Annotated in this window: 26 protein-coding genes and 1 riboswitch; of the genes, 14 read left to right on the top strand and 12 right to left on the bottom strand. The window is 64.1% G+C overall.

From position 1 onward, the window contains the following. Positions 1–4 precede the first annotated feature (4 nt). Together ACYU8T_RS01560 and radA are read right to left on the bottom strand one after the other, a co-directional pair. Positions 5–526 (bottom strand): CvpA family protein, encoded by a 522-nt coding sequence (locus ACYU8T_RS01560; RefSeq protein WP_461158296.1) that lies wholly within the window; start codon positions 524–526, stop codon positions 5–7. A 10-nt stretch (positions 527–536) separates the two neighbouring features. Beyond that, entirely contained in the window at positions 537–1,904 is a 1,368-nt protein-coding gene (radA, locus tag ACYU8T_RS01555; protein WP_461158295.1) for a DNA repair protein RadA, read from the bottom strand. Positions 1,905–2,050: 146 nt separating this feature from the next. Here radA and ACYU8T_RS01550 point away from each other — a divergent pair, with 146 nt between their 5' ends. From ACYU8T_RS01550 to ACYU8T_RS01540, 3 genes are all read left to right on the top strand, one after another. Further along, on the top strand, positions 2,051–2,746 hold the full coding sequence (locus tag ACYU8T_RS01550) for an endonuclease/exonuclease/phosphatase family protein (protein WP_201514919.1): 696 nt from the start codon (positions 2,051–2,053) through the stop codon (positions 2,744–2,746). A gap of 124 nt (positions 2,747–2,870) precedes the next feature. Beyond that, positions 2,871–5,264, top strand: a complete 2,394-nt coding sequence (locus ACYU8T_RS01545; protein ID WP_461158294.1) for a patatin-like protein — start codon at positions 2,871–2,873, stop codon at positions 5,262–5,264. Then, positions 5,212–5,691: a hypothetical protein gene (locus tag ACYU8T_RS01540; RefSeq protein WP_461158293.1), complete on the top strand. Its 480-nt coding sequence runs from the start codon at positions 5,212–5,214 to the stop codon at positions 5,689–5,691. The genes ACYU8T_RS01545 and ACYU8T_RS01540 overlap by 53 nt, the downstream gene beginning before the upstream one ends. 8 nt (positions 5,692–5,699) lie before the next feature. Here ACYU8T_RS01540 and ACYU8T_RS01535 read toward each other — a convergent pair whose 3' ends face one another. Then, positions 5,700–5,993 (bottom strand): 4a-hydroxytetrahydrobiopterin dehydratase, encoded by a 294-nt coding sequence (locus tag ACYU8T_RS01535; RefSeq protein ID WP_461158292.1) that lies wholly within the window; start codon positions 5,991–5,993, stop codon positions 5,700–5,702. Positions 5,994–6,033: 40 nt separating this feature from the next. Between ACYU8T_RS01535 and ACYU8T_RS01530 the strand changes: the two genes are divergently transcribed. Genes ACYU8T_RS01530 through ACYU8T_RS01515 form a run of 4 tightly spaced genes read left to right on the top strand, consistent with a single transcriptional unit; the run spans position 6,034 to position 8,571 of the window. Further along, positions 6,034–6,441, top strand: coding sequence for a metallopeptidase family protein (locus ACYU8T_RS01530; RefSeq protein WP_461158291.1), 408 nt, complete (start codon positions 6,034–6,036; stop codon positions 6,439–6,441). Continuing rightward, positions 6,438–7,040: a heme ABC exporter ATP-binding protein CcmA gene (gene ccmA / locus ACYU8T_RS01525; RefSeq protein WP_461158290.1), complete on the top strand. Its 603-nt coding sequence runs from the start codon at positions 6,438–6,440 to the stop codon at positions 7,038–7,040. Before ACYU8T_RS01530 ends, ccmA begins: the two co-directional genes overlap by 4 nt. Before the next feature lie 5 nt (positions 7,041–7,045). Further along, positions 7,046–7,684 (top strand): heme exporter protein CcmB, encoded by a 639-nt coding sequence (locus ACYU8T_RS01520; protein ID WP_441339487.1) that lies wholly within the window; start codon positions 7,046–7,048, stop codon positions 7,682–7,684. Then, entirely contained in the window at positions 7,681–8,571 is an 891-nt protein-coding gene (locus ACYU8T_RS01515) for a DMT family transporter (protein WP_461158289.1), read from the top strand. Before ACYU8T_RS01520 ends, ACYU8T_RS01515 begins: the two co-directional genes overlap by 4 nt. Before the next feature lie 156 nt (positions 8,572–8,727). Here ACYU8T_RS01515 and ACYU8T_RS01510 read toward each other — a convergent pair whose 3' ends face one another. Continuing rightward, the gene (locus tag ACYU8T_RS01510; protein WP_097092697.1) at positions 8,728–9,006 is read right to left on the bottom strand and encodes a chorismate mutase; all 279 of its coding nucleotides are present in this window, start codon (positions 9,004–9,006) and stop codon (positions 8,728–8,730) included. Positions 9,007–9,110: 104 nt separating this feature from the next. Between ACYU8T_RS01510 and ACYU8T_RS01505 the strand changes: the two genes are divergently transcribed. The 7 genes from ACYU8T_RS01505 to ACYU8T_RS01475 all read left to right on the top strand — a co-directional run bounded on the left by ACYU8T_RS01505 (position 9,111) and on the right by ACYU8T_RS01475 (position 17,733). Further along, positions 9,111–10,151: a polyprenyl synthetase family protein gene (locus ACYU8T_RS01505; protein ID WP_097092696.1), complete on the top strand. Its 1,041-nt coding sequence runs from the start codon at positions 9,111–9,113 to the stop codon at positions 10,149–10,151. Positions 10,152–10,241: 90 nt separating this feature from the next. Next, positions 10,242–11,021 (top strand): TSUP family transporter, encoded by a 780-nt coding sequence (locus tag ACYU8T_RS01500; RefSeq protein ID WP_461159720.1) that lies wholly within the window; start codon positions 10,242–10,244, stop codon positions 11,019–11,021. A gap of 57 nt (positions 11,022–11,078) precedes the next feature. After that, a complete protein-coding gene (hrpB, locus tag ACYU8T_RS01495; protein ID WP_461158288.1) occupies positions 11,079–13,526 on the top strand; it encodes an ATP-dependent helicase HrpB in 2,448 nt (815 codons plus the stop codon). A 59-nt stretch (positions 13,527–13,585) separates the two neighbouring features. Next, positions 13,586–13,864, top strand: a complete 279-nt coding sequence (locus ACYU8T_RS01490) for an ETC complex I subunit (RefSeq protein WP_201514928.1) — start codon at positions 13,586–13,588, stop codon at positions 13,862–13,864. A 120-nt stretch (positions 13,865–13,984) separates the two neighbouring features. Then, on the top strand, positions 13,985–14,227 hold the full coding sequence (locus ACYU8T_RS01485) for an acyl carrier protein (RefSeq protein ID WP_097092694.1): 243 nt from the start codon (positions 13,985–13,987) through the stop codon (positions 14,225–14,227). Between the two features lie 131 nt (positions 14,228–14,358). Further along, complete coding sequence (gene spt, locus ACYU8T_RS01480) at positions 14,359–15,621, top strand: serine palmitoyltransferase (protein ID WP_097091063.1); 1,263 nt, start codon at positions 14,359–14,361, stop codon at positions 15,619–15,621. A gap of 138 nt (positions 15,622–15,759) precedes the next feature. Further along, positions 15,760–17,733, top strand: coding sequence for an ATP-binding protein (locus ACYU8T_RS01475; protein ID WP_443018587.1), 1,974 nt, complete (start codon positions 15,760–15,762; stop codon positions 17,731–17,733). On the opposite strand, the gene ACYU8T_RS01470 is transcribed toward ACYU8T_RS01475, so the two are convergent. From ACYU8T_RS01470 to ACYU8T_RS01435, 8 genes are all read right to left on the bottom strand, one after another. Next, entirely contained in the window at positions 17,690–18,565 is an 876-nt protein-coding gene (locus ACYU8T_RS01470; protein ID WP_201514930.1) for a hypothetical protein, read from the bottom strand. The two genes, ACYU8T_RS01475 and ACYU8T_RS01470, sit on opposite strands and share 44 nt — an antisense overlap. A 47-nt stretch (positions 18,566–18,612) precedes the next feature. Then, on the bottom strand, positions 18,613–19,257 hold the full coding sequence (locus tag ACYU8T_RS01465; RefSeq protein ID WP_461158287.1) for a DUF938 domain-containing protein: 645 nt from the start codon (positions 19,255–19,257) through the stop codon (positions 18,613–18,615). Next, complete coding sequence (gene gcvPB / locus ACYU8T_RS01460; protein WP_461158286.1) at positions 19,254–20,825, bottom strand: aminomethyl-transferring glycine dehydrogenase subunit GcvPB; 1,572 nt, start codon at positions 20,823–20,825, stop codon at positions 19,254–19,256. Before gcvPB ends, ACYU8T_RS01465 begins: the two co-directional genes overlap by 4 nt. Further along, entirely contained in the window at positions 20,822–22,180 is a 1,359-nt protein-coding gene (gcvPA, locus tag ACYU8T_RS01455; RefSeq protein ID WP_461158285.1) for an aminomethyl-transferring glycine dehydrogenase subunit GcvPA, read from the bottom strand. The genes gcvPB and gcvPA overlap by 4 nt, the downstream gene beginning before the upstream one ends. Before the next feature lie 135 nt (positions 22,181–22,315). After that, entirely contained in the window at positions 22,316–22,687 is a 372-nt protein-coding gene (gene gcvH, locus ACYU8T_RS01450; RefSeq protein WP_461158284.1) for a glycine cleavage system protein GcvH, read from the bottom strand. A 46-nt stretch (positions 22,688–22,733) separates the two neighbouring features. Further along, entirely contained in the window at positions 22,734–23,885 is a 1,152-nt protein-coding gene (gcvT, locus tag ACYU8T_RS01445; protein WP_461158283.1) for a glycine cleavage system aminomethyltransferase GcvT, read from the bottom strand. Positions 23,886–24,060: 175 nt separating this feature from the next. Further along, a riboswitch (glycine riboswitch) is annotated at positions 24,061–24,160 on the bottom strand. 67 nt (positions 24,161–24,227) lie between these two features. Beyond that, a complete protein-coding gene (locus tag ACYU8T_RS01440; protein WP_461158282.1) occupies positions 24,228–24,521 on the bottom strand; it encodes a hypothetical protein in 294 nt (97 codons plus the stop codon). Between the two features lie 44 nt (positions 24,522–24,565). Further along, the gene (locus ACYU8T_RS01435; protein WP_461158281.1) at positions 24,566–25,723 is read right to left on the bottom strand and encodes a deoxyguanosinetriphosphate triphosphohydrolase; all 1,158 of its coding nucleotides are present in this window, start codon (positions 25,721–25,723) and stop codon (positions 24,566–24,568) included. Position 25,724: the final 1 nt, after the last annotated feature.

Below are 25,724 nucleotides of genomic sequence, written 5' to 3'. Positions count from 1 at the left end.
GCCATCACTGATCGCTCTGGATTGACGGCTTTCTGGAGCGGCGTTCGGCTACGAATTCACTGATGGCTTGGCCGCTGGCGTTGAGCAGCGGATAGGTGCGCGCGTCGGACAGCCAATCCGGGCGGCGTTCACCGCTGCCGTAGAAAGTGTCGTAGACCAGGCTGAATGCCAGGAAAACGAGAGTTGCGCCGATCAGTCCCTTGATCGCGCCAAAGCCGCCGCCCAGAACGCGATCGACGGGGCCGAGGATGGATTGTCGCGTGCGGCGGCCGATGGCGTGGGCGAGGAGTTTTCCTGCGCCGAAAGTGACGCCGAAAACAAGAATGAATGCAAGAATTGCCGCGCCTCCGGTTGTACCGACGAAGGGGGTGAGGAGTTCGGTCGCCGAAGGATGGAAGAGGCGGATGGCGAAGATGCCCAGGACCCAGGCGATGAGCGACAGGGTTTCAAGAACGAAACCACGAAGCAAACCCAAAACTGTGCAACCGCCGATGGCGAGAAGGACGAGGATATCGACGGCGTTCATGTTGGCCGGGCTATCCGCGGCCGAGCATCTGGTCAACCAGTTGGCTTAAGGCGCGGTAGCCGCTGACGGCGATCCCCTTCACCCCATCGGCGACCGCGGAAGGAACATGGGCGCGTTCGAAGCCGAGCTTTGCCGATTCGCGCAAGCGAAGCGGCGCATGGGCGACCGGGCGGATTTCCCCTGACAGCGCGATTTCGCCAAATAAAACCAGATCGGCGGGCACCGGCCGTTCCGCGAGCGCAGATATGAGCGCGGCAGCGACGGCAAGGTCAGCGGCAGGGTCGGACAAGCGATAGCCGCCCGCGACGTTCAGATACACTTCGCAGGTCGAGAAGCTGAGGCCGCAGCGCGCCTCCAGCACGGCGAGGATCATGGCGAGGCGGCCGCTGTCCCAGCCCACCACCGCGCGACGGGGCGTGGCGCCGCTGGATAGGCGAACGACGAGCGCCTGTATCTCGACCAGCACTGGTCTAGTGCCCTCCAGCGCGGGAAAGACGGTTGCGCCGGTCACGGTTTCGTCGCGATGGGTAAGAAACAGGGCCGAAGGGTTCGCGACTTCTTCCAACCCCTCCGCCACCATCGCGAAAACGCCGATCTCATCCGTGCCGCCAAAGCGATTCTTGATCGCGCGCAGGATGCGATATTGGTGACTGCGCTCGCCTTCGAAGCTCAGCACGGTATCGACCATATGCTCCAGCACGCGCGGCCCGGCGATGCTGCCATCCTTGGTGACATGGCCGACCAGGATGACAGCGGTGCCGCGCTGCTTGGCGAAGCGGATCAGTTCCTGGCTGGACGCACGCACCTGACTGACGGTGCCCGGTGCGCCTTCGATCAGGTCGCTGTGCATCGTCTGGATCGAATCGATGACGAGCAGCGCAGGCGGCTCCCCCTCCCCCAAGGTGGTCAATATGTCCCGGACGGAGGTTGCGCTGGCGAGCTGCACCGGCGCGTTGCCAAGGCCGAGGCGCTGCGCCCGGAGGCGGACCTGGTCCGCCGCTTCCTCACCGCTGATATAGGCAACGGAAAGACCGCGCGCGGCGATGCGGGCAGCGGCCTGAAGCAGCAGGGTCGATTTGCCGATGCCGGGATCACCGCCAATCAGCGTGGCTGATCCGGGAACGATGCCGCCGCCCAGGGCGCGATCGAACTCGGCAATCCCGGTGCTCGTCCGCTGGGGCAGTTCGACCTGGCTGTTCAGCCCGACAAGAGTCAGCGCGCGCCCGCCGGTTTGCAGATCGTGGCGCGCGGAAAAGATGGTCTCTGCCGCTTCCTCGACAATGCTGTTCCATTCGCCGCAGTCGTCGCACTGCCCCTGCCACCGGGAAGAAAGGGTGCCGCACTGCTGGCAGACGAATTTGCGCTTAGCCTTGGCCATCTGCGAGCTATGGCTTGCCACGGTGAACGTTTCAAGAACAAAGAAGCGCCTGGATCGCTCTTCCCTTTGCCGGCGGTGCGGCATGGACATGATGAACCTGCCCGAGGGCGCTGGAAACTCATGCTGATGTGGCGCATTGTTTCGCCATGAAGTCCTTTCGCGTCGCCAGCTACAATATTCGCAAAGCCATTGGCACCGACCGCCGCCGCAGCCCCGAGCGAGTATTGGAGGTGCTGGGAGAACTGAATGCGGACGTCATCGCACTTCAGGAAGCGGATCGACGCTTTGGCGTGCGCACCGCCGCCATCCCGCCCTGGCTGCTGGAATCGATGAGCCCCTACAAGCCTGTGCCCCTGAATGTGCAGGTCGATTCGATGGGATGGCATGGCAACGCGATCCTGGTGCGGAAGGAGGCCGAGATCGGCACTCATGACGTGCTGCACCTGCCCTGCCTGGAGCCCCGCGGCGCGACCATGGCGGAGGTGGAGCTGGGCAAGGCGAAGCTGCGCGTCTTTGGCATGCATCTCGACCTGTCGGGCCTGTGGCGGCGCAAGCAGGCGGCTGCGGTCATTCACGCGGCGGCGCAGCGGGACGCGATGCCCACGGTATTGATGGGCGACCTGAATGAATGGAGCGCCAACCGGGGATGTCTGGCGGACTTTGCCCGGCACTATGCTTTCGCTCCGTGCGGGCGGAGCTTTCACGCGCGGCGGCCCGTGGCGCGGCTCGACCGGATCATGCATTGCGGTCAGTTGAAGCTGGTGGACAGCGGCGTGCATGACAGCGCGGCGTCAAGAAAAGCTTCGGATCATCTGCCGATCTGGGCGGAGTTTCGGTTGTGAGGTGGCGCGTTTTCATGGGGGTGAAAGTGCAAAAACATTGCCCGCTCGCCTCGAGGAAAAGTAGAGCCCTTCGACAAGCTCAGGGCGAACGGAGGAGAGGTTTAGGGCCGGGGGGCTGCGCCGCATGAAGGAGCGCGAACTTCGGCTTGCGCTGGTCTGCTATGGGGGGATCAGCCTTGCCGTCTACATGCACGGCATCACCAAGGAAATCTGGCGGCTGGCGCGGGCGAGCCGGGGGTTTCATGACGGCACCCCCAGCAGCGAGGGAAGCGAGGCGGTTTACAGGAAGCTGCTGGAGGATCTGGAGGCGGCAAGCGGCGTGCGGTTGCGGGTGATGCCGGACATCATCGCCGGGGCAAGCGCTGGCGGGATCAACGGGATCTTTCTGGCGCAGGCGATCGAAACGGGGCAATCGCTGGAGCCGCTCACCGATCTGTGGCTGGAAAATGCCGATGTTGAGCGGCTGCTGGACCCCGATGCCCGTCCAGCAAGGCGCATCAGCAAATTCTGGGCAACCCCGCTGGTGTGGATGGCGGCGCGGCGGCCGGGCGACACGGTCGAACGCACCGTCGCGCCCGACACGCGCGAGGAGGTGCGGCAGAAGCTGTCCCACTTCATTCGGTCCAGATGGTTCGAGCCTCCCTTTGGCGGCGAAATCTTCACGGCGATGCTGTTGGATGCCTTCGATGCGATGGAGGCGGCCGAGCGCGGACCGCCCTTGCTGCCGGACGGGCACCCGCTCGACCTGTTCGTCACGGTCACTGATTTTGAGGGACACCCCCAAAGCCTGAACCTCAACAGCCCGCCCCAGGTGGTGGAAACCGAACATCGCCTGTCCGTCGGCTTCCGGGCGCGGGGACGCGGCGACCGCCTCTTCGCCGACCCGGCGGAGCTGGTATTCGCCGCGCGCGCGACGGCGAGCTTCCCTGGTGCCTTCCCGCCCTTCACCGTGCGGGAACTGGATCGGGTGCTGAAGCAGCGTCACCGTGCCTGGCCGACCCGCGACGCTTTTCTGGCCCATGCCCTGCCCCGCCACTGGGCGCGCGGCAATGCGGAAGACGCGATCCTGATCGATGGGTCGGTGCTGGCGAACGCGCCCTTTGCTCAGGCGATCGGGGCGTTGCGGAACCGCCCATCACGGCGCGAGGTCGACCGGCGTTTCGTCTATATCGATCCCAAGCCCGGCCATCGATCCATCCGGCTGAACCGGGAGGGTGAGCAGGAAGACGCCACGCCAGAGGAAAAGGCGCAATTGCCCGGCTTTTTCCGCACCATTTTCGGGGCGCTCAGCGATATTCCGCGCGAGCAGCCGATCCGCGACAATCTGGAAGCGATCGACCGTCATTCGTCGCGCATTCGACGGATGGTCCGGATTTTGAACGCGCTGAGGCCCGGGATCGAGGCGGAGGTCGAAAATACGATCGGCGGCATGCTGTTCCTCGATCGTCCGACGCCCGCGCGTTTGTCCGCGTGGCGCGCGAAGGCGCAAATGCGGGCCGCGAATTCGGCGGGTTTCGCTTTCCCGGCCTATGGTCATTTGAAGCTGTCGGGCATCGTCGAGGATCTTGCCGTCCTGCTGTTCCGCCTCAGCGGCGAAGACAGCCCGATGATGCGGGAGAATTTTCGTCAGGCCTTGTGGTCCCATGTCCGGGCGATTGGTGCGGACAAGCTGATCGAGGATGTGGGGCCGACCTCGCCCCCTGTCGCCTTCTTTCGCACCCATGACCTCAGTTTCCGCATTCGCCGCCTGCGCTTTCTGGCGCGGCGGCTCGCGGAAACATTGGAGATCGATTCGCAGGCTGATGCAGCGGCGATCCAGAAGATGCATGACGCCATCTACCAATCGATGGCGCATTATACGGAATGCGAGGGCACGGATTTCTATAACGGCGCGATCCGGGCCGCAGCCAGGGACGTGCCGTCCGATCCTGCCGCCGCGCTGGATGCGATCGCGCAGGCACGCGATTTGAAGGCGCGGGACGACGTGGCCGACATGGTGCTGGCCGAAGCGCTCGCCGGGCTGCCGAAAGCGGAGCGGCGGATCATGCTGCTCTCCTATCTTGGCTTTCCCTTTTACGACATCGCCACCCTACCGTTGCTCCAAGGCCACGCCATGGAAGAATATGATCCGGTAAAGGTGGACCGCATTTCTCCGGAAGATTGCAGCGCCATTCGGCCGGGCGGTGCCGATGCCACATTAAAAGGAATTGAATTCAACAACTTTGGCGCATTTTTCAGCCGGGCCTATCGGGAAAATGACTATTTATGGGGACGCCTTCATGGTGTCGAGCGGCTGCTGGATATCGTAATTTCCACATTACCCGCGGCAAGCCGCCTTTCGGAAGACCGTGTGCGCGATTATAGGCAAGCCGCATTCTTGGCGATTCTCGATGAGGAGGAACAGCGACTGCCGCATGTCGCTGATCTTATTGCCATTTTGCGGGAGGAAATCGGTGGGCGCACGGGTGGGGCTGTTTCCATTGATGGTGATGCTGGCGCTGACCGCCGGCTGCCGTGACGCGTCTGGCGATGCTGCGTCCTCGGAGAACGCCTCCATCCCTCAGCCCTTGCTTTCCGCCAACGCGATCGAAGGCGAGCCGATCGAAGTGGTCGCCGCGCCTCAGCGCCCGTCTGCGCAAGTGACCGTGCAGGCGCAGCCCGCGCCGCGCGGATCGCTCGACCTGCCCCCTTCTCCCGATGCTGCTCTGGCGACGGCGTTCCCGCAGGAAGTCACCAGCTTCATGGTCGATCGCGACAGCTGCGACCATTTCCGGGGGGAAGAGCCCTATGATGGGGAAAGGCGCGTGTTCCTGATGGAGAGCATCGCCGAGCTATGCACCGGCACCGACGCGAAACTCGCCATGCTGCGCCGCCGCTATGCCGGAGATTCGGCCGTCATCGCGGCGTTGCATGGCTATGAGGATCGCATCGAGGGGCAACCCTGATCGACCGATCAGGTGGTAAGTAGTGCGTCGATAGCCTTTGCAAGGTCTATGTCACGGCGCGACAGGCCATCGGCGTCATGGGTCGTCAACGTAATGTCGACGCGATTATAGACGTTGAACCATTCGGGATGGTGGTTCGCCTGTTCGGCGAGCAGCGCCACTCTGGTCATGAAACCGAACGCCTCGCTGAAGTCGGAAAAGGTGAAGCGCCGCTTGATCCCCTCCGGCTCCGCCACAAGCGTCCATTCCGGGAGGGAAGCGAGCTCTTGCGCCCGTTCATCGCCGGACAGTTTACCAATCATGGCTCTATCCTCATAATAGTGTTTCGCCTATGTCGCAGCCATGTCAGACGCCGGTCAACCCCCTCTTTTCGCGCCAACCGTGGCGCAGATCGAACGACTGGCGCTTGAGGCGCTGGGGCGTTTGCCGGACCCTTTCCGATCCCATCTGTCCAATGTCGTCCTGTTCGTTGAGGAATTTGCCGACGACCGGATATTGAAGGAGATGGAGATCGATGACCCGTTCGGGCTGACCGGGCTTTACAGCGGACGGCCCGTGCGGGAAGCAGAGCAGACGGGGGACAGCCCGCCTACCGTGCATCTTTTCCGGCGGCCGCTGCTGGATGAATGGGTGGAGACGGGCGTGCCGCTCGATGCGCTGATTACCCATGTGGTGGTGCATGAGATCGGCCATCATTTCGGGCTTTCCGACGTCGACATGCAGGTGCTGGAGGACATGGTCGCGTCATGAGCGGCGTGGCGCTGCGGTTGTCGGGCATCGCCTGCGCGCGTGGCGGGCGGTTGCTGTTCAGGGGCGTGGACCTGGCGCTGGAACAGGGTGGTAGCGCCCTGCTTCGCGGGCCGAACGGGATCGGCAAGTCGAGCCTGATGCGCATTTGCGCGGGGCTGCTGCGGCCGACGGCGGGGACGATCGAGCGGCGCGGCAGGATCGCGCTGGCGGACGAGCGGCTGGCGCTCGATCTGGAAGAGCCTTTGGCGCAAGCTCTCGGCTTTTGGGCGCGGCTGGATGGTGCGGACGGACATGCGCTTGATGGTGCATTGGAAGCTATGGCGCTGGGGCCGCTTGTGGGGATTCCGGTGCGGATGCTCTCGACCGGGCAGCGCAAGCGGGCGGCGCTGGCGCGGGTGATTGCGAGCGGCGCTGAACTGTGGCTGCTGGATGAGCCGGGCAATGGGCTCGACGACGCTTCGCTCGAGCTGCTCGGCGCGGCGGTGGCGGCGCATCTGGCGCGGGGGGGGATCATGCTGGCGGCTTCGCATCAGCCGCTGCCGATGGCGTCACCCGTGGTGATCGACCTTGCCGCCTATGTCGCGGAGGAGGCGGCGTGAGGGTGATGGCGCTGCTGGTGGCGCGGGATTTGCGGCAGGCGTGGCAATCGGCGGGGCTGTGGCTGCCGGTGGCATTCCTGCTGCTGGTGGCGAGCCTGTATCCCTTTGCCGTGGGGCCTGACGCGGCGCTGCTACGGCGGTCGGGTGGCGGCATGCTGTGGATCGCGGCGCTGCTGGCGAGCCTGTTGCCCGTGGACCGGCTAATCGCGCCTGACCGGGACGCAGGGGTGCTCGACCAGATCGCGTTGCGGGGCGTAGGCGAGGAAACGCTGATGCTGGCGCGGCTGATCGCGCATTGGCTGGGTTTTGGCCCGGCGCTGATGATCGCAACCCTGCCCGCGAGCGCGCTTCTGAAGCTGGACGGCGCGACGGTTTGGATGCTGGAATTGGGTCTGCTGATCGGCACGCCTGCGCTCGCGGCTTTGGGATTGCTGGTGGCGAGCCTGACCGCGGGGCTTCGGTCAAGCGGGGCGCTGGCAGGGTTGTTGGCCCTGCCGTTGGCGGTGCCGCTGCTGATATTCGGTGCGGGGACGCTGGGCGACGGCAGTGGAGCGGCGCTCAAGTTCCTGGGCGCGGCGTCGCTGCTGCTGGTTGCCATCACGCCCTTTGCGGCGGGGGCTGCGATCAGGGCGGGACGGGAATGATAGGGTTCGCCGCCTCGCTGTTGTTCGTCCTGATTTGGTCGACCGGGTTTATCGTTGCGCGCGGAACAGTGCCCCATGGCGCGCCGGAATTGATCCTCAGCCTGCGCATGACACTCACGGCTCTGCTGCTGGGATTTGTGGCGTGGCGTGCCGGGCAGAAGCTTCCCCGCGGCAAGCGGCTGATGCTGCATCTGGCGGCGGGCGCGATGCTGCATGGGGTTTATCTGACCGTGAGCTGGTGGGCCGTCTATCGCGGAATGCCTGCTGGCATCATGTCGTTGCTTGGCGCGCTGCAGCCGCTGATGGTGGCCGTGGCAGGCGCATTCCTGCTGGGCGACCGCCTGCTCGCGCGCGGGTGGGCGGGCCTGGCGATCGCCATCGCGGGCGTGGTCTGCGTGCTACTGCCAGCGATCGAACGGTCGGGCGCGGGCGCGGTGCCGCTGCTACCCGTGGTAGCGGGCTTGCTGTCGGTAGTAGCGATGGCGGCAGGGACGCTGGTGCAGCGCGGCTCGCTGTCAGGGGATGGCATATGGATTTCCGGCGCGGTGCAAAATGCAGGCGGCGCGTTCGTCGCCATCACCGCAGCCCTGATCGCTGGGGAGACCCGCTGGGATGGCGCGCCTATCCTGTGGCTGGGGCTCGCATGGTCAGTGCTGGGCCTGTCAGCGGGCGGCCTTTCGCTGCTGGTATGGCTGGTGCGGACGCAAGGTCCGACGCGGATGTCGATGCTGCTGCTCTTGGTGCCGCCGCTTGCTGCGGTGGAGGCGTGGCTGCTATTTGGTGAGAAGCTGGTGCCGGTTCAGTTGGCCGGCTTCGCGCTGGCGCTGGGCGGAGTGCTGCTGGGCCGGTCACAAGGCAAGCGGGAGGCGGTTAGCGAACCGGCTTAAGCTAGTGGGCGATTAGGCGAGGAGAAAAGCCCCCTTTGACTGTCTGCTTGCAGCAGGCGCCAGGACAGGCTTCGATAAGCTCAGGGCGAACGGTGATTGCGAGGCCCTGCTTCTTGCCTGGTGCGCGCCGATCTGCCTCCTTCGCGTAGCAGGTTCTCAGGCGTCCCTTAGCCGCTCGTGATGGCGGATCACTTCATCAATGATGAAGCGCAGGAATTTTTCGGTGAAATCGGGATCGAGATTGGCATCCGTCGCCAGCTGACGCAGGCGGCTGATCTGACGCTCCTCCCGGCCCGGATCGGCGGGCGGCAGGGCGTGGGTCGCCTTATATTCGCCGACAGCCTGGGTGATCTTGAAGCGTTCCGCGAGCATGAATACGAGGGCAGCATCGATATTGTCGATGCTCTCGCGATACCGCTTCAAAGTGTCGTCCACGCCGGTCCCTTCCGAATATCCGCGCGCTTTTTGCCCCATCCGTCGCTCTGTGCAAGCTATTCCCGCTTGCTATCTGCATTTTGCACCGCCACATGGGCCGGGTCATGACCGCACCTGCCCCCGGCCCCATCTCCGGCAATGTCCACCCCATCGGCCGCGCCAACGGCGAGCCTTCGCTCACCCCCATGATGGCGCTGGTTGCCGAAGGCATGAACCAGGTCAATGCGGTCATATTGGACCGGATGCAGTCGCGCATTCCCTTGATCCCGGAACTGGCCGGCCACCTGATCGCGGGCGGCGGCAAGCGGATGCGCCCGATGCTGACCCTCGCCTGCGCTCAATTGGTCGGCTATGCGGGCAGCCGCCACTATAAGCTCGCAGCGGCGGTCGAGTTCATTCACACCGCAACACTGCTGCATGATGATGTGGTCGATGGATCGGGCCTGCGCCGGGGCCGCAAGACCGCCAATATCATCTGGGGAAACAGCGCCAGCGTGCTGGTGGGCGATTTCCTCTTCTCCCGTGCCTTTGAGCTGATGGTCGAGGCGGAATCGCTCAAGGTGCTGAAGATCCTGTCCAACGCCTCGGCGGTGATCGCGGAAGGTGAGGTCAATCAATTGACCGCGCAGCGCCGCATCGACACGAGCGAAGAGCAATATCTGGACATCATCGGGGCGAAGACAGCCGCGCTGTTCGCCGCGGCCTGCCGCATATCCGCCGTCGTCGCGGACCGGGACGAGACGGAAGAAAAGGCGCTGGATGTCTATGGCCGGAACCTTGGCATCGCATTCCAGCTGATCGACGATGCGATCGATTATGAATCGGACGGCGCCACGATGGGCAAGGATGCAGGCGACGATTTCCGCGACGGCAAGGTGACGCTGCCCGTGATCCTGGCCTATGCCCGCGGTTCCGAAGAAGATCGCGCTTTCTGGAAGCAGGCGATCGCAGGCAATCGGGTCAGCGACGAGGATTTGGCGCATGCGACCGGGTTGCTGCGCAAGACGGGCGCGATCAACGATACGCTCGCGCGGGCAAGACTCTATGGCCAGCGCGCCATCGATGCGCTCGGCAGGTTCGACACGGGCAAGGCCAAGGCAGCGCTGACCGAAGCCGTCGAATTCGCCATCGCTCGCGCTTATTGAGGAACAGGCGCGCTCCGATCGTATAGGTGTGCAGGCGCATGTGGTTCTGACGACAGGGCGCGGCAGAGGCTGAAGCGGACGCGCATGGACATCATCCTATCTCCTGAAACGCTGGCCTTCCTTATGGCGGCGGCCCTGATTTCCGGATTCATCGACGCGATGGCTGGAGGCGGCGGGCTGATTTCCCTGCCTGCATTGCTGGCGGCAGGCGTGCCGCCCGTAGCAGCCGTGGGCACCAACAAGCTGCAATCATCGCTGGGTACATTTGGCGCCTGCGTCGCTTACGCGCGCGCCGGGCATATGGATCTGAAAACCTATCGCTGGCCGATCATCGCAGCATTTGTTGGGTCGGTAGGTGGCGCCTGGCTGCTTCAGCGGGTGGACCCCGGCATATTGGCGGGATTGATGCCGGGTCTGCTGATCGCGCTCGCAGGCTATTTCACCTTTTCGCCCCGCTTAAGCGAGATGGATCGGCACAGCCGGGTGGGAATGGCGGGGCTGAGCCTGTCGATCGGCGTCATTGGCATTTACGACGGCTTCTTTGGACCGGGTGCCGGAGCATTTTACGCCACCATCTTCCTGGCATTGGGCGGACTGGGCCTGGTCCGCGCGACGGCGCAGACAAAGGCGGCCAACCTTGCCAGCAATGTAGCGGGCCTGTTGACGATGGTCGCTGGCGGTCATGTGCTTTGGATCGCGGGGCTGACGATGGCTGTCGGCAGCATCACCGGCAGCCAGATCGGATCGCGCCTGGCCATGCGGTTCGGCAGCAAGCTGATACGGCCCCTGCTGATCATAATGTCCCTGGGCCTCACAGCAAAGATGCTGCTCGACCCGGACAACCCGGTCCATAGACTGCTGTTTGGATAAAGCCTGGCGTTGCAGCGGCATTGCACCGGATGACGATTGGGGCGAGAGGAGCAGATCATGAGCGCCACCCTGCCCATCCACGATATTCTCCCTCATTTGCTGAGCAGCCTGCGTGACAGGAACAGCGCGGTGCTGGTGGCACCGCCGGGCGCTGGCAAGACGACGGCTGTCGCACCTGCCTTGCTGAATGAGCCGTGGTGTACGGGGCAGGTGCTGCTGCTGTCCCCCCGCAGGCTGGCAGCGCGCGCGGCGGCCGAGCGGATTGCGGAGCTGATGGGCGGCGTGCCGGGCGGGGTCGTTGGCTATGCGACGCGGATGGACAGCAGGCAGTCGGCCGCAACGCGCCTGCTCGTCCTGACGGAGGGGATTTTCGTCCGCCGGATTCAGGATGATCCGGAGCTTGCCGGAGTATCGGCGATCCTGTTCGACGAAGTTCATGAGAGGAGTTTGGACAGCGACTTCGGGCTGGCACTGGCGCTGGATGCGCAAGCGGCGCTGCGTCCTGATCTGCGCATCGTGCCGATGTCGGCGACGCTGGATGGCGCCCGCTTTGCCGCGTTGCTGGACGATGCGCCGGTGCTGGAGAGCGAAGGCCGCATTCAGCCGCTGGAGTTGCGGCACATCGGCCGGGCGGCGGAAAAGCGGATCGAGGATGAGATGGCCGGGGCCGTGCGGCGGGCGCTGGCGGAGGAGGCCGACGGCGACCTGCTTGCGTTCCTGCCCGGCGTGGCGGAGATCGAGCGGACGGCGGAGCGGCTGGACGGGATCGGCGTCGAGCTGCATCGGCTGCACGGCAGCCTGGACCCGGCAGCGCAGCGTGCCGCCATCCGTCCTTCACGGGAGGGAAAGCGCAAGGTGATCCTTGCGACCTCGATCGCTGAAACCAGCCTGACCATCGATGGAGTGCGGATCGTGATCGACTCTGGCCTGGCTCGAAGGCCGCGTTATGACCGGGCGGCGGGGGTGACGCGGCTGGTCACGGAACGGGCGAGCCAGGCAGCCGCGACCCAACGTGCGGGGCGTGCTGCAAGGCAGAGGCCGGGCGTGGCCTATCGGCTGTGGGAAGCGGCCGCCACGGCGGGCATGCCGCCTTTCGATCCGCCCGAGATATTGGAAAGCGATCTATCGAGCCTGCTGCTTGATTGCGCGTTGTGGGGGGTGAGCGACCCGGCCAGCTTACGCTGGCTCGACCCGCCGCCCCGCCCCGCGCTGGATGAGGCGCGCAAGCGGCTGACGGTGCTGGAGGCGCTGGACGAGGATGGGCGCATAACGCCGCATGGCAAGGCGCTGGCGCGGCTGCCGGTGGAGCCGCGGATCGGGCATATGCTGGTGCGCGCGGGCGAATTGGGGCTCGCTGACGTGGCGGCGGAGATCGCGGTGCTGCTGGGCGAGCGGGGCATTGGCGGGCAGGATGTGGACCTGTCGCAACGGCGGCTACGCTGGCGGCGGGAAAGCGGAAAGCGGGCCGATGCGGCCAAGGCAATGGCCAGGCGCTGGGCGAAGCTGGTGGCTTCCGGACAAACAATGGCGGCGGGCGAGCATGATGCGGGGCTATGTCTTGCGCTGGCCTTCCCTGACCGCGTGGCCAAGCGCCGCTCTGCCGACGGCGCGGAATGGGCCAGCGTCGGCGGGCGCGGATTCCGGCTTGATCCGCTAAGCCCGCTCGCGCGTGAGGAATGGCTCGCAGTCGGGGAAGTACAGGGCAGCGCGGCGGGAGCGCGTATCCTTTCAGCCGCGCCGATCAGCGAAACTGAAGTGTTGCGGCTGTTCAGCAAGCGTGTGAAGGAGCATCGGACGGTGCGGTTCCGGGCCGGGACGGGCGGCATCGAGGCTCTGCGCGAGAGACGTCTGGGCGCGGTGCGGCTGACGTCCGGATCGGATGACCGGCCGGACCCTGATGCTGTCGTAGCAGCTTTGCTGGATGGGGTCAGGCAGGGTGGGCTTGATCTGCTGCCTTGGTCGGACGCGGCGCGATCATTGCGGATGCGGGCTGGCTTTGCGGGGGTGGAGGCGTTGGCGGATGCCGCGTTGCTGGCGACGCTCGACGAGTGGCTTTCGCCCCTGCTCGCGGGCAAGAGGCGCCTGTCGGACATCGACCGGTCGCAATTATCCGGCGTTCTTGAGGGCATCATCGGCTGGGACGGCAAGCAACAACTCGACCGCCTGGCTCCCCCGGCGTTTCAGTCACCAGCGGGGAGCAGCCATGAGATCGACTATGCAGCAGAAGGCGGGCCACGCGTGGAGCTTCGGGTGCAGGCGCTGTTCGGCCTTGCCGAGCATCCGGTCGTCGGCAGCGAGCGCATCCCGCTGGTCCTCTCCCTCACCTCTCCCGCCGGGCGACCGATACAGACGACGCGAGACCTGCCGGGCTTCTGGGCGGGAAGCTGGAGTGCGGTCGCAAAAGAGATGCGCGGGCGCTATCCCCGGCATCCATGGCCCGACGATCCGGCAGGCGCCGCCGCCACGCTCCGCACGAAACACGCCGATGCCCGCTCCAAGTCTTGACTTCCGGGCGCACGCTGGTGCAACGGACCCATCGCCCTTCCCAGGAGTTTGACGCGATAATGGCTGCGCGCATCTACCAGATTCAGAAAAATGCCCTCCAGTCCGGCAAGGCGCGGACCGACAAATGGGTATTGGAATTTGCGCCGAGCGAGGCGAAGAAGCCAGACCCGCTGACGGGCTGGGCCGGATCGGGTGATACGCAGAGCCAGGTGAAGCTGACCTTTCCGTCGCTGGACGCGGCGCGTGCCTATGCCGACAAATATGAAATCGGCTACACCTTCATTCCGACGCCGCCCAAGACGCTGAAGATTCAGGCTTACGCCGACAATTTCCGGTAAGAGCGCGCGAAGCCGCTCATAATCGGGCGCGATGCTGCCTGATTGACGCCTTATTCCCTTGCCAAGAGGCGGGACTTGGGGGCAAAAACCGCCCTTTCATGGGAAAGCTTTGAACAGATCATGACGGATCGCCAGCAGATTTTCGACAGCATCGCCGCGCAAATCGCTCCTTTCAACAAGAAGGGCGTCGACCTCAGCGAAGCGACGACCTTCGCAGGCGACCTGGAATGGGACAGCCTGACCGTCATGGATTTCGTTGCGGCGATCGAGGATGAGTTCGACATCATCATCACCATGAACATGCAGGCTGAGATCGAAAATATCGGTCAGCTTGTGGACGCTGTGGCGAAGTTGAAGGGCTGATCCAGTCCCCTCCGTTCACTTCGCCCCTCTTGCGCCTCGCGCAGGGCGGATGATGAAGAGGACGGGCAAGAATTTTCGACTGACGCATCTCGACTTGCTCGACGCTGCTCGAACCCTAACGGAAATATGCGATGACCGACGCTGTAGAGACCGCCACCGACGCCCATACGCCTGCTGAAGTCCCGGGCGCGCGCGACCTCTTTTCCAAATTCGATCCCTTGATCGCCGAGCGCGAAGCGCTGCTCGCGACCGGGGTGCGTGATCCCTTCGCGATCGTCATGGATGAGGTGAAGTCCCCTACCCAGGCTGTGATCAAGGGCAAGGACACGATCCTGCTCGGCACATATAACTATATGGGCATGACTTTCGACCCGGACGTCGTCGCGGCGGGCAAGAAGGCGCTTGACGAATTCGGAGCCGGAACCACCGGCAGCCGCGTATTGAACGGCACCTACCAGGGCCACAAGGAAGTCGAAGACGCGCTGAAGGAATTTTACGGCACGTCGGGCGCCATGGTCTTTTCGACCGGCTATCAGGCGAACCTTGGGATGATTTCCACGCTGGCTGGGAAGGGCGACTATGTCGTGCTGGACGCAGACAGCCACGCGTCCATCTATGACGGCTGCTTCCTGGGGGACGCAGAAATCGTCCGCTTCCGCCACAACAGCGTCGAGGATCTGGACAAGCGTCTCGGCCGCCTGCCTGCGGATGCGCAGAAGCTGGTGGTGCTGGAAGGCGTCTATTCAATGCTGGGCGACGTCGCCCCCCTGCCCGAGATGGTGGCTGCGGTACGCAAGCACGCCAATTGCATGATCCTGGTGGACGAAGCCCATGGCATGGGCTTTTTCGGCGCAAACGGCCGCGGCGTGTACGAGGAGCAGGGCGTAGAAAAGGATGTCGATTTCGTCGTGGGCACCTTCTCCAAGTCGGTCGGCACCGTGGGCGGCTTCTGCGTATCGAACCATCCCAAGTTCGAGGTTCTGCGCCTCGTCTGCCGTCCTTATGTCTTTACCGCCTCGCTGCCGCCGAGCGTCGTTGCAACCGCGGCGACATCGATCCGCAAGCTGATGCATGCTGGCGAAAAGCGCGCGCATCTGTGGAAGAACAGCCAGCGGCTGCACAAGGGCCTTACCGATCTTGGCTTCAAGCTGGGCACCGAAACGCCGCAGTCCGCGATCATCGCCGTCATCCTGACCGACCAGACGCAGGCCGTGGCAATGTGGCAGGCTCTCCTAGAGCTCGGACTTTACGTTAACATGGCGCGTCCTCCGGCCACTCCGGCAGGAACCTTCCTGCTGCGTTGTTCGCTTTGCGCGGAGCATAGCGACGAACAGGTTGGCCAGATCATCGGCATGTTCGAGGCAGCGGGCAAAGCCACAGGCGCGATCGCCTGATCGCGCAACGCCGTTGCGTCGGCGAAAAGAGGCGAGCGAGCGGCAACATGGGTCATCGCCTGGAACCTTTTGTGCCTTGATATTTTCGCTGTAATGCTGTTCGTCTAAGATCAGGGGTTGATGGCAGACAGCTATTACATGGACGACCAGGAGTCTGGCTGGCGGGCTGCGGTGCGACGCTCCCTTCCGCTGGTCCTCGTGATATTGCTGATAGGGTCCTTGGGAACCCTGCTCTACAGCGCCAGCAGCGCGTCGCGCGATCATGAGCGGGCGCTGCAAGAACAACGCCGCAGCTTCGAGATCATCGCGCTCGCTCGTGCATTCGAGGCCAAGACGGCACGCGCAGAGGTGACCTTGGCGCGCTATGTCATCAGCCTGGACCCAGACGTGGGCCGCCTTTTCCAGGATCAGTGGCGCACCGCATCCAGTCAGCTCAAGCTGCTGAACTACGCCACGCGCCGATCCGGTTGGCAACGCGCCAATGTGCGGGAATTGCAGGACGCCTTTCAGCAGCGGGGCAAGACGCTAAGCGAAATCGGGCTGCGCACCACTTATGACCAGAAGATGGCGGCATTGGCGCAGTTTCACCGTGCGGGCCGGTCGGAAGATTTGAAGCATATCACGGCCTTGCTTGACCGGGTGATCCAGGCGGAAAATGCCCGGCTGCAGGAGCGGAGCCTGGCCGTTAAGCTGGCGGGCAACCGGACGCAATTTGTCGATCGTACGTCCCGGCTGTTCGGGCTGGTGCTGCTGGTCTGCGTGCTCTTCGCGCTGTGGGTCGCGAATGCTGCCTATAGCGAGCGGCGCATGGCGCGGCGCATGGCCGAATCGGAGGCGGAGCGCGCCGACCGGTTGGAAGAAGCCGTGGCGGCGCGAACGGCCGAACTGTCGGATGCTTACGAGCAGTTGAAGAAGGAAACGTCGGAGCGCGCTGCCGCAGAGGAAAATCTCCGCCAGATGCAGAAGATGGACGCCGTCGGACAGTTGACCGGCGGCATTGCCCATGACTTCAACAATATGCTGGCGGTGGTGGTCGGCGGATTGGAACTGGCCAAGCGCAGGCTGCGCCTCAAGCCGCAGGAGGCGGCGCGCCATCTGGACAATGCGATGGAAGGGGCGAACCGTGCCGCCGCCCTCACCCGCCGCCTGCTCGCCTTTGCCCGATCAGAGCCGTTGTTGCCGAGCGCGGTCGATCTCGACATGCTGGTCGGCGGTATGGGTGAACTGATTGACCGGTCGATCGGCGATCAGATCATCGTGTCGATCGACAGGCAGGCGAAGGGCTGGCGCATTTTCGTCGATCAGCATCAGATGGAAAATGCCGTGCTCAATCTGTGCGTCAACGCGCGTGACGCCATGGAGGGTCGCGGGCGGCTGCTGATCCGAACCGGGCAAGCGCATCTGGCGAGCCATGAAATCGGCGAATGTGCCGAGGGCGATTATGTCACGCTGAGCGTCAAGGACGATGGCTGCGGCATGAGCCCGGATGTGTTGGCACGTGTGTTCGAACCCTTCTTCACCACCAAGCCGGTTGGCAAGGGAACGGGCCTGGGGCTGAGCCAGATTTTCGGCTTCGTCCGGCAGAGCCAAGGCGAAATCCGTATTGAATCCGAGCCAGGTGAAGGGACCAGCGTTCACATCTACCTGCCACGGAAGATTGGCATGGAGAAAGCCGCCGACGCTGAACAGTCTTTGCCAGAGGGTGAGCCGGTATTGCATCCGCCCACCCGCATCCTGGTCGTGGAAGATGATCCGCGGGTCCTGAACCAGACCATGTCCGCACTTGCGGAACTGGGCCATTTGCCCGTTGCCTGCGACCACCCGTCAAAGGCAGCGAAGCTGTTGACCAGCCATGGTGACATCGGCCTGATCATGAGCGACGTGTTGATGCCCGACATGACGGGTCCTGAAATGATCCGCACCCTGCCCCCGGCATTTGCCAGCCTGCCTGTGCTGTTCGTCACCGGCTATGCGGGTGACATCGCCGAAGGTACGGACTTTGGCGGGCATGAGGTGCTGCGCAAGCCCTACACGTTGATGGGCCTGTCCCAGGCGCTTTCCAATGCGCTCAGCGGATCGCACCACCCCGGAACAGCCGCGGCAGCAGAGTAAGCGCGCCGACAAGCGGCCAGCGCCGCTGCCAGGGCTTGATCTGGATGCTTGTGCCTGCGTGACGGTTGATCTTCCACGCCAGATAATCGATTCCGCCCGCATAGGTGAAGCTGGCCTTGGCGAGGCGGATGACGGAGAGATATTTGCCGCGCCTTTGCAGAGCGCGCCAACGCTTGGCCGGATCTGGCGGTGAAGGCGGCAAGCCTTGAGCCAGGGCGGCCTCTCCGAAGCGGCGATAGCGATCGGGATCGGCATCGACGATCGAAACCGAACGCCCCTTCTTCTCCGCCCGCAGTTCGGCATTATAGGTGAGGGTGAAACCCGCCTTCCAAAGCGACAGCGCGTCCTGCGCCTGGGTCATCGGACGAGCAAGCGACAGGAGCGTAGGGGCGGCGCCCGCGACCGCGCTGATCGCGCGCTGGCGGGCGAGATCGTCTGCGGCCCAGAGCAACCGCGCAGGCTGCGCGAAGCGGGCCCAGACCGAGACATTGTCGGCGGCGGGGCTGTTCAGGCGCGCGAAGTCAGCCTCCGAGAGTATGGCATATTTGGCGATCAGGCCATTATGTTCGAACGGAAAGACATTGGGCGGGATCAGCCGGTTGGCGGTGGCAAGCCAGCTTCTTCCGTAAGCGGCGCGATAGCTGGACACGATGAGGTAGAAGTCGAGCATCAACCCGTCGAGATTGCGCTCCCGCAGACAGGAGCCGTAGAACAGCACCGCCCGCGCCGCTTCTGGATATTGCGCCGCCAGCGCCCCGGCCATCGCCGCAGCGCGCGGGTCGGCGGATGCTGTGAGTTCGGCTGTGACAAGGCGGAGGAGCGGGTTGGGCATCGCGTTCGCCATATCCGGTCCGGCAGAACTTGTCGAAGGGTCAGCCATCAAAGGCCGTCAGGCGCCACCTTTCGGAACAGCAGCGACAGATTATTGGCGGGCATTTCGATCAGCTTGTCCAGCGAGAAGCCTCGCGCCTCGGCGGCAGCCGAAACCTCATCGATGCGACGCAAGCCCCATTGTGGGTCGCGCGCCTTGAGCGAAGCATCGAAGGCGAGATTGCTAGGGGCGGTTTCCACCTCGTCCCGGATGAAGGGGCCGTAAAGGTAGAGGAGACCGCCTGCAGGAAGCGTTTTCCCGGCACCTTCCATCAGGCCGAGCGTCGCGGACCAAGGGCTGATGTGCGCCATGTTGATGCATATGATCGCGTCGGCCCTGTTGACCGGCCAGGGAGCAGCCGCATCGAGCATGACCGGCGGGAGGAGATTGGGAAGTTTGGCCTCCGCCCGCCATGCGCCGATCGATGCCAGCGCCGAAGGGTCAGGGTCGCTGGGCTGCCAATTGAGGTAAGACAAAGCGGCGGCGAAGTAAGCGGCATGCTCACCGCTGCCGCTCGCCACCTCCAGCACAAGTCCGGAAGATGGCAGCGCGTCACGGAGTACCTCGAGGATGGCGTCGCGGTTCCGCAGCGTTGCGGGGGCGTGAAGCTTGTTGCTCGCCGCCCCCGCGTCGCCCGAAACCCAGACGCTCACTCCGCCGCCTGCGCCAGCGCCGGGTCTGTCCAGCTGAGGACCGGCTTGCGGGCGGCCAGCGTTTCATCGAGACGGCGGCGAGGGGCGAAATAGGGCGCGCCCTTCAACGCCTCGTCCCCGGCCTTGGCGCGTTCCGCGAGGCTGCGGAGCGCCATGATGAACTGGTCGAGCGCTGCCTTGCTTTCCGTTTCGGTGGGCTCGACCAACATCGCGCCGTGGACGACCAGCGGGAAATACATGGTCATCGGATGGAAGCCCTCGTCGATCAGCCCCTTGGCGATGTCGAGCGTGGTGAAGCCTTCGGCCAGGCCCTTGTCGCTGAACAGCGCCTCATGCATGCACGGGCCGCTTTGGCCGAACGGGGCATCCAGCACATCGTCCAGGCTGCGAAGGATATAATTGGCGTTCAGCACCGCGTCGCTTGCGACTTGGCGCAGACCGTCCGCGCCATGGCTGAGGATGTAGGTCAGCGCGCGCGTGAACATGCCCATCTGGCCATGGAAGGCGACCATGCGGCCGAAGCTGCTGGCATGATGTTCGTCCGCCGTTTCTTCCTCGACCAGCACGAAGCTGTCGCCTTGACGCTCCACGAAGGGCAGCGGCGCGAAAGGAGTGAGCGCTTGGCTGAGCACCACCGGCCCGGAGCCGGGACCACCGCCGCCATGGGGCGTCGAGAAGGTCTTGTGCAAGTTGATGTGCATCGCGTCGACGCCGAGGTCGCCGGGGCGGACTCGGCCTACGATGGCGTTGAAGTTCGCGCCGTCGCAATAGACGAAGGCTCCGGCGGCATGCACCGCGTCGGAAATCGTCTTCATGTCACGCTCAAACAGGCCGCAGGTGTTGGGGTTGGTGATCATCACCGCCGCGACGTCCGGGCCGAGCCGGGCCTTCAAGGCTTGCAGATCGACGCGGCCGTCCGGGGTCGCCGGAATATCCTCGACCTTATAGCCGCAGAAGGCCGCCGTGGCGGGGTTGGTGCCGTGCGCGCTTTCGGGCACGAGAATGACGCTCCGCGCGTCGCCCCGGGCTTCCAGTGCGGCGCGGATCGCGAGCAAGCCGCACAGCTCGCCATGCGCGCCCGCCTTGGGGCTCATCGCGACCGAGTGCATGCCGGTCAGCTTGACCAGCCATTCGGCAAGCTCATGGATCACCGCGAGCGCACCCTGCACCGTCGATTGCGGCGCAAGCGGGTGAAGGTCAGCGAAGCCGGGCATCCGCGCGACCTTCTCGTTGAGGCGCGGGTTATGCTTCATCGTGCAGCTGCCAAGCGGGAACAGGCCAAGGTCGATGGCGTAATTCTGGCGACTGAGGCGGGTGTAATGGCGCACCGTCTCCTGCTCGGACAAGCCGGGCAAGCCGATCCCGTCAGTGCGAGCAAGGGTGCCGAGGCGGCTTTCCACCTTGGGCGCTTCTGCGAAATCGACGCCGGTGGTGTCGGTCGAGCCAATCTCGAAGATCAGCGCCTCCTCCAGCATCAACGCGCGGTTGCCGGTGGCGGTTGCAGCAATCCCAGCTTCTTGGGTCACGGCTTGCGGCGCGGTGGGGCGGCCTTCCTTGAGCATGGTCATGCCAGTTCCTCCTCAAGCGCCCTGGCCAGGGCTTCGATATCTTCGGCGGTCACGGTTTCGGTGACGGCGACGACAAGGCCGTTTCCGATCTCCGGAGCATCCGGGAACAGGCGTCCCAAAGACACGCCCCCAAGCACCCCCTTGTCGGCGAGATTGCGCACGGTTTCGCGGGCATCCTTGGAAAGCACCAGCGTGAATTCGTTGAAGAAGCTGCCGTTGAGCAGCTTGACACCGGGCACCTGCGCCAACCGTTCGGCGGCCTGAACGGCAAGGCCATGGTTCAACATCGCCAATTCGCGCAGTCCCTTCTCACCCAGCAGCGTCATGTGGATGCTGAACGCCAGGGCGCAGAGGCCTGAATTGGTGCAGATGTTGGACGTCGCCTTCTCACGCCGGATATGCTGTTCACGGGTGGAGAGGGTCAACACGAAGCCACGCTTGCCCGCGGCATCCACCGTTTCGCCACACAGGCGGCCGGGCATCTGGCGGACATATTTCTGCTTGCACGCGAAGAGGCCGAGATAAGGGCCGCCAAATTGCAGGCCGACCCCGATCGACTGACCCTCGCCTACGACGATGTCGGCGCCCATGTGACCCGGCGCCTTGATCGCGCCCAAAGCCACAGGCTCGGTCACGACGGCAACCAGCAACGCGCCCGCTTCATGCGCGGCATCGGCAAGTGGGGTGAGATCGGCTATGCGGCCCAGAATGTCTGGATATTGGACGACGACGCAGCTCGTATCCTTGTCAATCCCGGCAATCAGCGCGTCGATGTCGGTTTCGGCATCCAATGTCGGTGCCTCATGCACGAGCGCATCACCGGTGAACTTCGCCATGGTCTTTGCGACCGAGACATAATGGGGGTGTAGGCCCGATGACAGGATCGCCTTGCCACGCTTGGTGATGCGGCGAGCCATGCCGATCGCTTCCCAGCAGGCGGTGGAGCCATCATACATGGACGCATTGGCCACATCGCAGCCGAGCAGGCGCGCGACCTGCGTCTGAAATTCGAAAAGCACCTGCAACGTGCCTTGCGCGATTTCCGGCTGATAGGGGGTATAGGCCGTCAGGAACTCGCCGCGCTGGATCAGATGATCCACGCTGGCGGGAACATGGTGACGATAGGCCCCGGCGCCGAGAAAGAAGGGCGCTTCCCCTGCCGACAAATTCTTCCGAGCCAACGCCGCCATATGCCGTTCGACGGACAGTTCGCTGGCATGATCCGGCAAGCCGGGGATCTTGCCGGAAAGACGGGCTTCTGCGGGGACGTCGATGAACAGGTCATCGATCGAAGACGCGCCGATGACGGACAGCATGTCCTGCCGGTCTGAGTCGGTAAGGGGTAGGTAGCGCATATTCCGTAAACTCCGCCCTCCCCCCTTTTGATCTCCCCATCCGCGTGCGGGAGGGGCCGGGGGGACGGTTTGTTGAGGAGACGGCAACACTCGCCCTCCCCCAAACCCCTCCCCCAAGCGGGAGGGGAATATTGCTCAAAGGGAAGCCACGAGCTTCTTGTAGGCTGCTTCGTTCATCAGGCCTTCGAGCTCGCTCGCATCCGTCACGCGCAGCTTGAAGAACCAGCCATCTTCTTCCGCATCGCTGTTGACCAGGGCGGGCTCGTCTTCCAGCGCGCCGTTGGTTTCCACGACCTCGCCCGAAATCGGCGCATAGACGTCAGACGCAGCTTTGACCGATTCCACGACGGCCGCATCATCGCCCTTTTCGAAGGTCGTGCCTTCGGCAGGCAACTCCACGAATACGATGTCGCCCAGCTGTTCCTGCGCATAGTCCGTGATGCCGACCGTGGCGATTTCGCCCTCTACGTCGATCCATTCATGTTCGTCGGTGAAGTAACGGCTCATCTTACTGCTCTCCTCGGAGTGCTTGCTTGACCATAAAATCAGGAAATCAGGCCTTGCGGCGGTAGCGGTGTGGCACGAACGGCATGGGCGCTACGGTCGCCGCCACGCGCTTGCCACGCACTTCGATCTCCAATGCGGTGTCGATCGCGCTGTGGGGCAAGCTGACCCAGCCCATGGCGATAGGCGCGCCAACGGTCGGCGCAAAACCACCGGAGGTCACCTCTCCCACCCTGATCCCGTCGGCAAAGATCGGCGCGCCATCGCGAACCGGCAGGCGACCTTCAATCTTCAATCCCACGCGCTTCGAACCTGGGCCATCGGCCAGTTCCTTCATCACACGCGCATGGCCGATGAAACCGCCCTCCTCGCGGCGGCGCTTCTGGATGGCGAAGCCAAGATCCGCGCCGATCGTGCTGACGGCGGGTGTCAGGTCGTGGCCGTAGAGCGGAAGCCCGGCCTCAAGCCGCAAGGAATCCCGCGCGCCAAGGCCGATCGGCTTCACTTGCGGCAAAGCGCACAGAGCGTCCGCCAGCAGCACAGCGCTGTCTGCGGGAACGCTGATCTCAAAGCCGTCCTCCCCCGTGTAGCCCGACCGGCTGATCCACAGTGGGACGCCGCGCCAGGTGAAAAGACCCGACTGCATGAAAACAAGATCGCCTGTTTCGGGGATCAGGCTGGCCAGCGCCTCGCCTGCCTCAGGACCCTGAAGGGCGAGCAGCGCCTGCTCGTCCATATGGTTCATGACGACCTCGTCCGGCAGATGCTCGATCATCCAGCCAATGTCGTCATATTTGGTCGCGCCGTTGACGACCATGTAGATGTCCGCACCGTCGAACGCGCCCGCGCCCAGGCGAGAGACCATGAGGTCGTCGAGAATACCGCCTTCTTCATCAAGCAGCATCGAATAACGCTGGCGGAAAGGCTTCAGCCCCTTGACATCGCTCGGCAGCAGATATTCCAGCGCTTCGTCCACGCCGTCACCGGAGAAGGTGAGCTGGCCCATATGGCTGACATCGAACAGCCCGGCATGCTCGCGGACCCAGCCATGTTCGGCCATGATGCCTTCATATTGGATCGGCATGTGATAGCCCGCAAAGCCGACCATCCGCGCGCCTCGCGCACGATGCCAGGTATCGAGCGGCAGGTCCTGCAGCGGCAATTCTTCTTCGATATGTGCGATGTCGTCATTGCCGGACATGAGAGCGGCCTTTCGTGGCAAGGATATGGCGACAAACGCGTGGGTCCGGAAACGGACTCGTGACGTCTGCCACCCCCTCTGTCACGGAACCTGAGAGCTTTGACCACCAGCCGCGCGGCCGGATGGCTTACCCCTTCGGTGGGACGGCGCGAACCGTCCGCTTTCCAGAGTGCCTGCCCATGATGCGGTCCTTTGGCCTGAGAGATTCCGGGGCGGTTGCTCCTTCGGCGACGGGGTGGCCTGAAAGGCTTCCCATGCTCTCCCGCATCATGTCCGGACCCGAATCTGTCGGGCGCCGGTGACCCCGTTGCATTGCGGGAAATGACGTGCGCCGTCAATTGCTCAATCGGCTGCACCTTCTTCGCGCGCCAACCGTTGCGCCAATGCACGGGTCACCTTGCGCAGCTCGTCGAGACGATTGTCACTTACCGGGTCGCCCAGGACGAGATGCGCCAGGCTGTCATCGCCTTCGAACAGGCGCAGGAAATGGTCGACGCCGGTGAAATTGGAGTCCGCCACCAGATGGGCGCATAGCTCCACCCTGCCCGACCATTTGCGATCACCCCGGCTGCGCAGAAATGCGGCGAGATCTTCGAGTTGTGCCGCAAGGGCGGCTATCTGCGGATGAAGGGCCATATGGCAAAGGCTAGGGCGCGTTCAGGGCCAGCGCAACCGGCTCTTCAGGCGAGCGCCACTTCTCCGAAAATCTCCGCATGCCGCTTTTCCGCGTAGCGATCAGTCATGCCAGCGATGAAATCGCCGATGTGCCTGCTCCGGCGCGGCTCATCGAGCAGGCGATCATCCTGCCACTCGGCTGGCATCAGCTGCGGCTCCTGTTGATAGGCGCGGAACAGATCCCGCACGATGATGCGGGCGCGGTCGGCGGCGGCCAGTTGGGATGGATGATGATAGAGCGAAGCGTACATGAAGCGCTTCAGTTCACGTTCCTGCGCCGCCAGTTCGGGGGAGAAGCAGACGAGCGCGCGTCCGGCGTTGCGCACATCCTCGACCGCTTCGATGCGTTCGTCCGCGATGTTCCGGCGGGTGGACGCGATGAGGTCATTCGCCATGAGGCCAATCTGTTCACGCACCAACTCGCGCAGCAGGCGTTCCTGCGGAATATCAGGATAGCGCGCACGCACCCGCTCCCAGCAATGCCTGACGACCGCGACCTCCATCAGTTGCTCGAGCGTCAGCAAGCCAGCGCGCAGGCCATCGTCGATGTCGTGATTGTCATAGGCGATATCGTCGGCAATCGCGGCCAACTGCGCCTCCAGCGAGGCGTGGGAGGACAGTTCCAACGGAAATAGCCCATCCACTTCCCGCATTGCCCAACCGGGATAATCGACCGGGCCATTATGCTTGGCGAGCCCTTCCAGCATTTCCCAGCTGAGGTTGAGCCCGGCGAAACAGGGATAGGGCGACTCCAGCAGCATGAGCGTGCGGAGGGTGTGCGCATTGTGGTCGAAACCGCCATGATCCTCCAGGGCCGCTTCCAGCGCCTCCTCACCCGCATGACCAAAGGGGGGATGGCCTATGTCATGGGCGAGGCACAGTGCTTCGGTCAGATCCTCATTGAGGCCGAGGGTGCGCGCCGTTGTCCGGCCGATTTGCGCGACTTCCAGACTGTGGGTCAGGCGGACGCGGAAATGGTCGCCATCCGGGGAAACGAACACCTGCGTCTTGTGCCGCAACCGGCGAAAGGCGATCGAGTGAATGATGCGATCACGATCCCGCTGAAAGATGTCACGCGGGCCACGCAATTCGCCGCCGGGTTCAGGATGCAGGCGGCCGCGGCTGCGGCTGGGGTGCGAAGCATAAGGGGCAAGGGTCGTCATG

Source organism: Sphingobium sp. TomMM35A (genome assembly GCF_054771735.1).
Note: the sequence above shows the minus strand (reverse complement) of the source record. Positions and strands in the feature narration are given on the sequence as shown.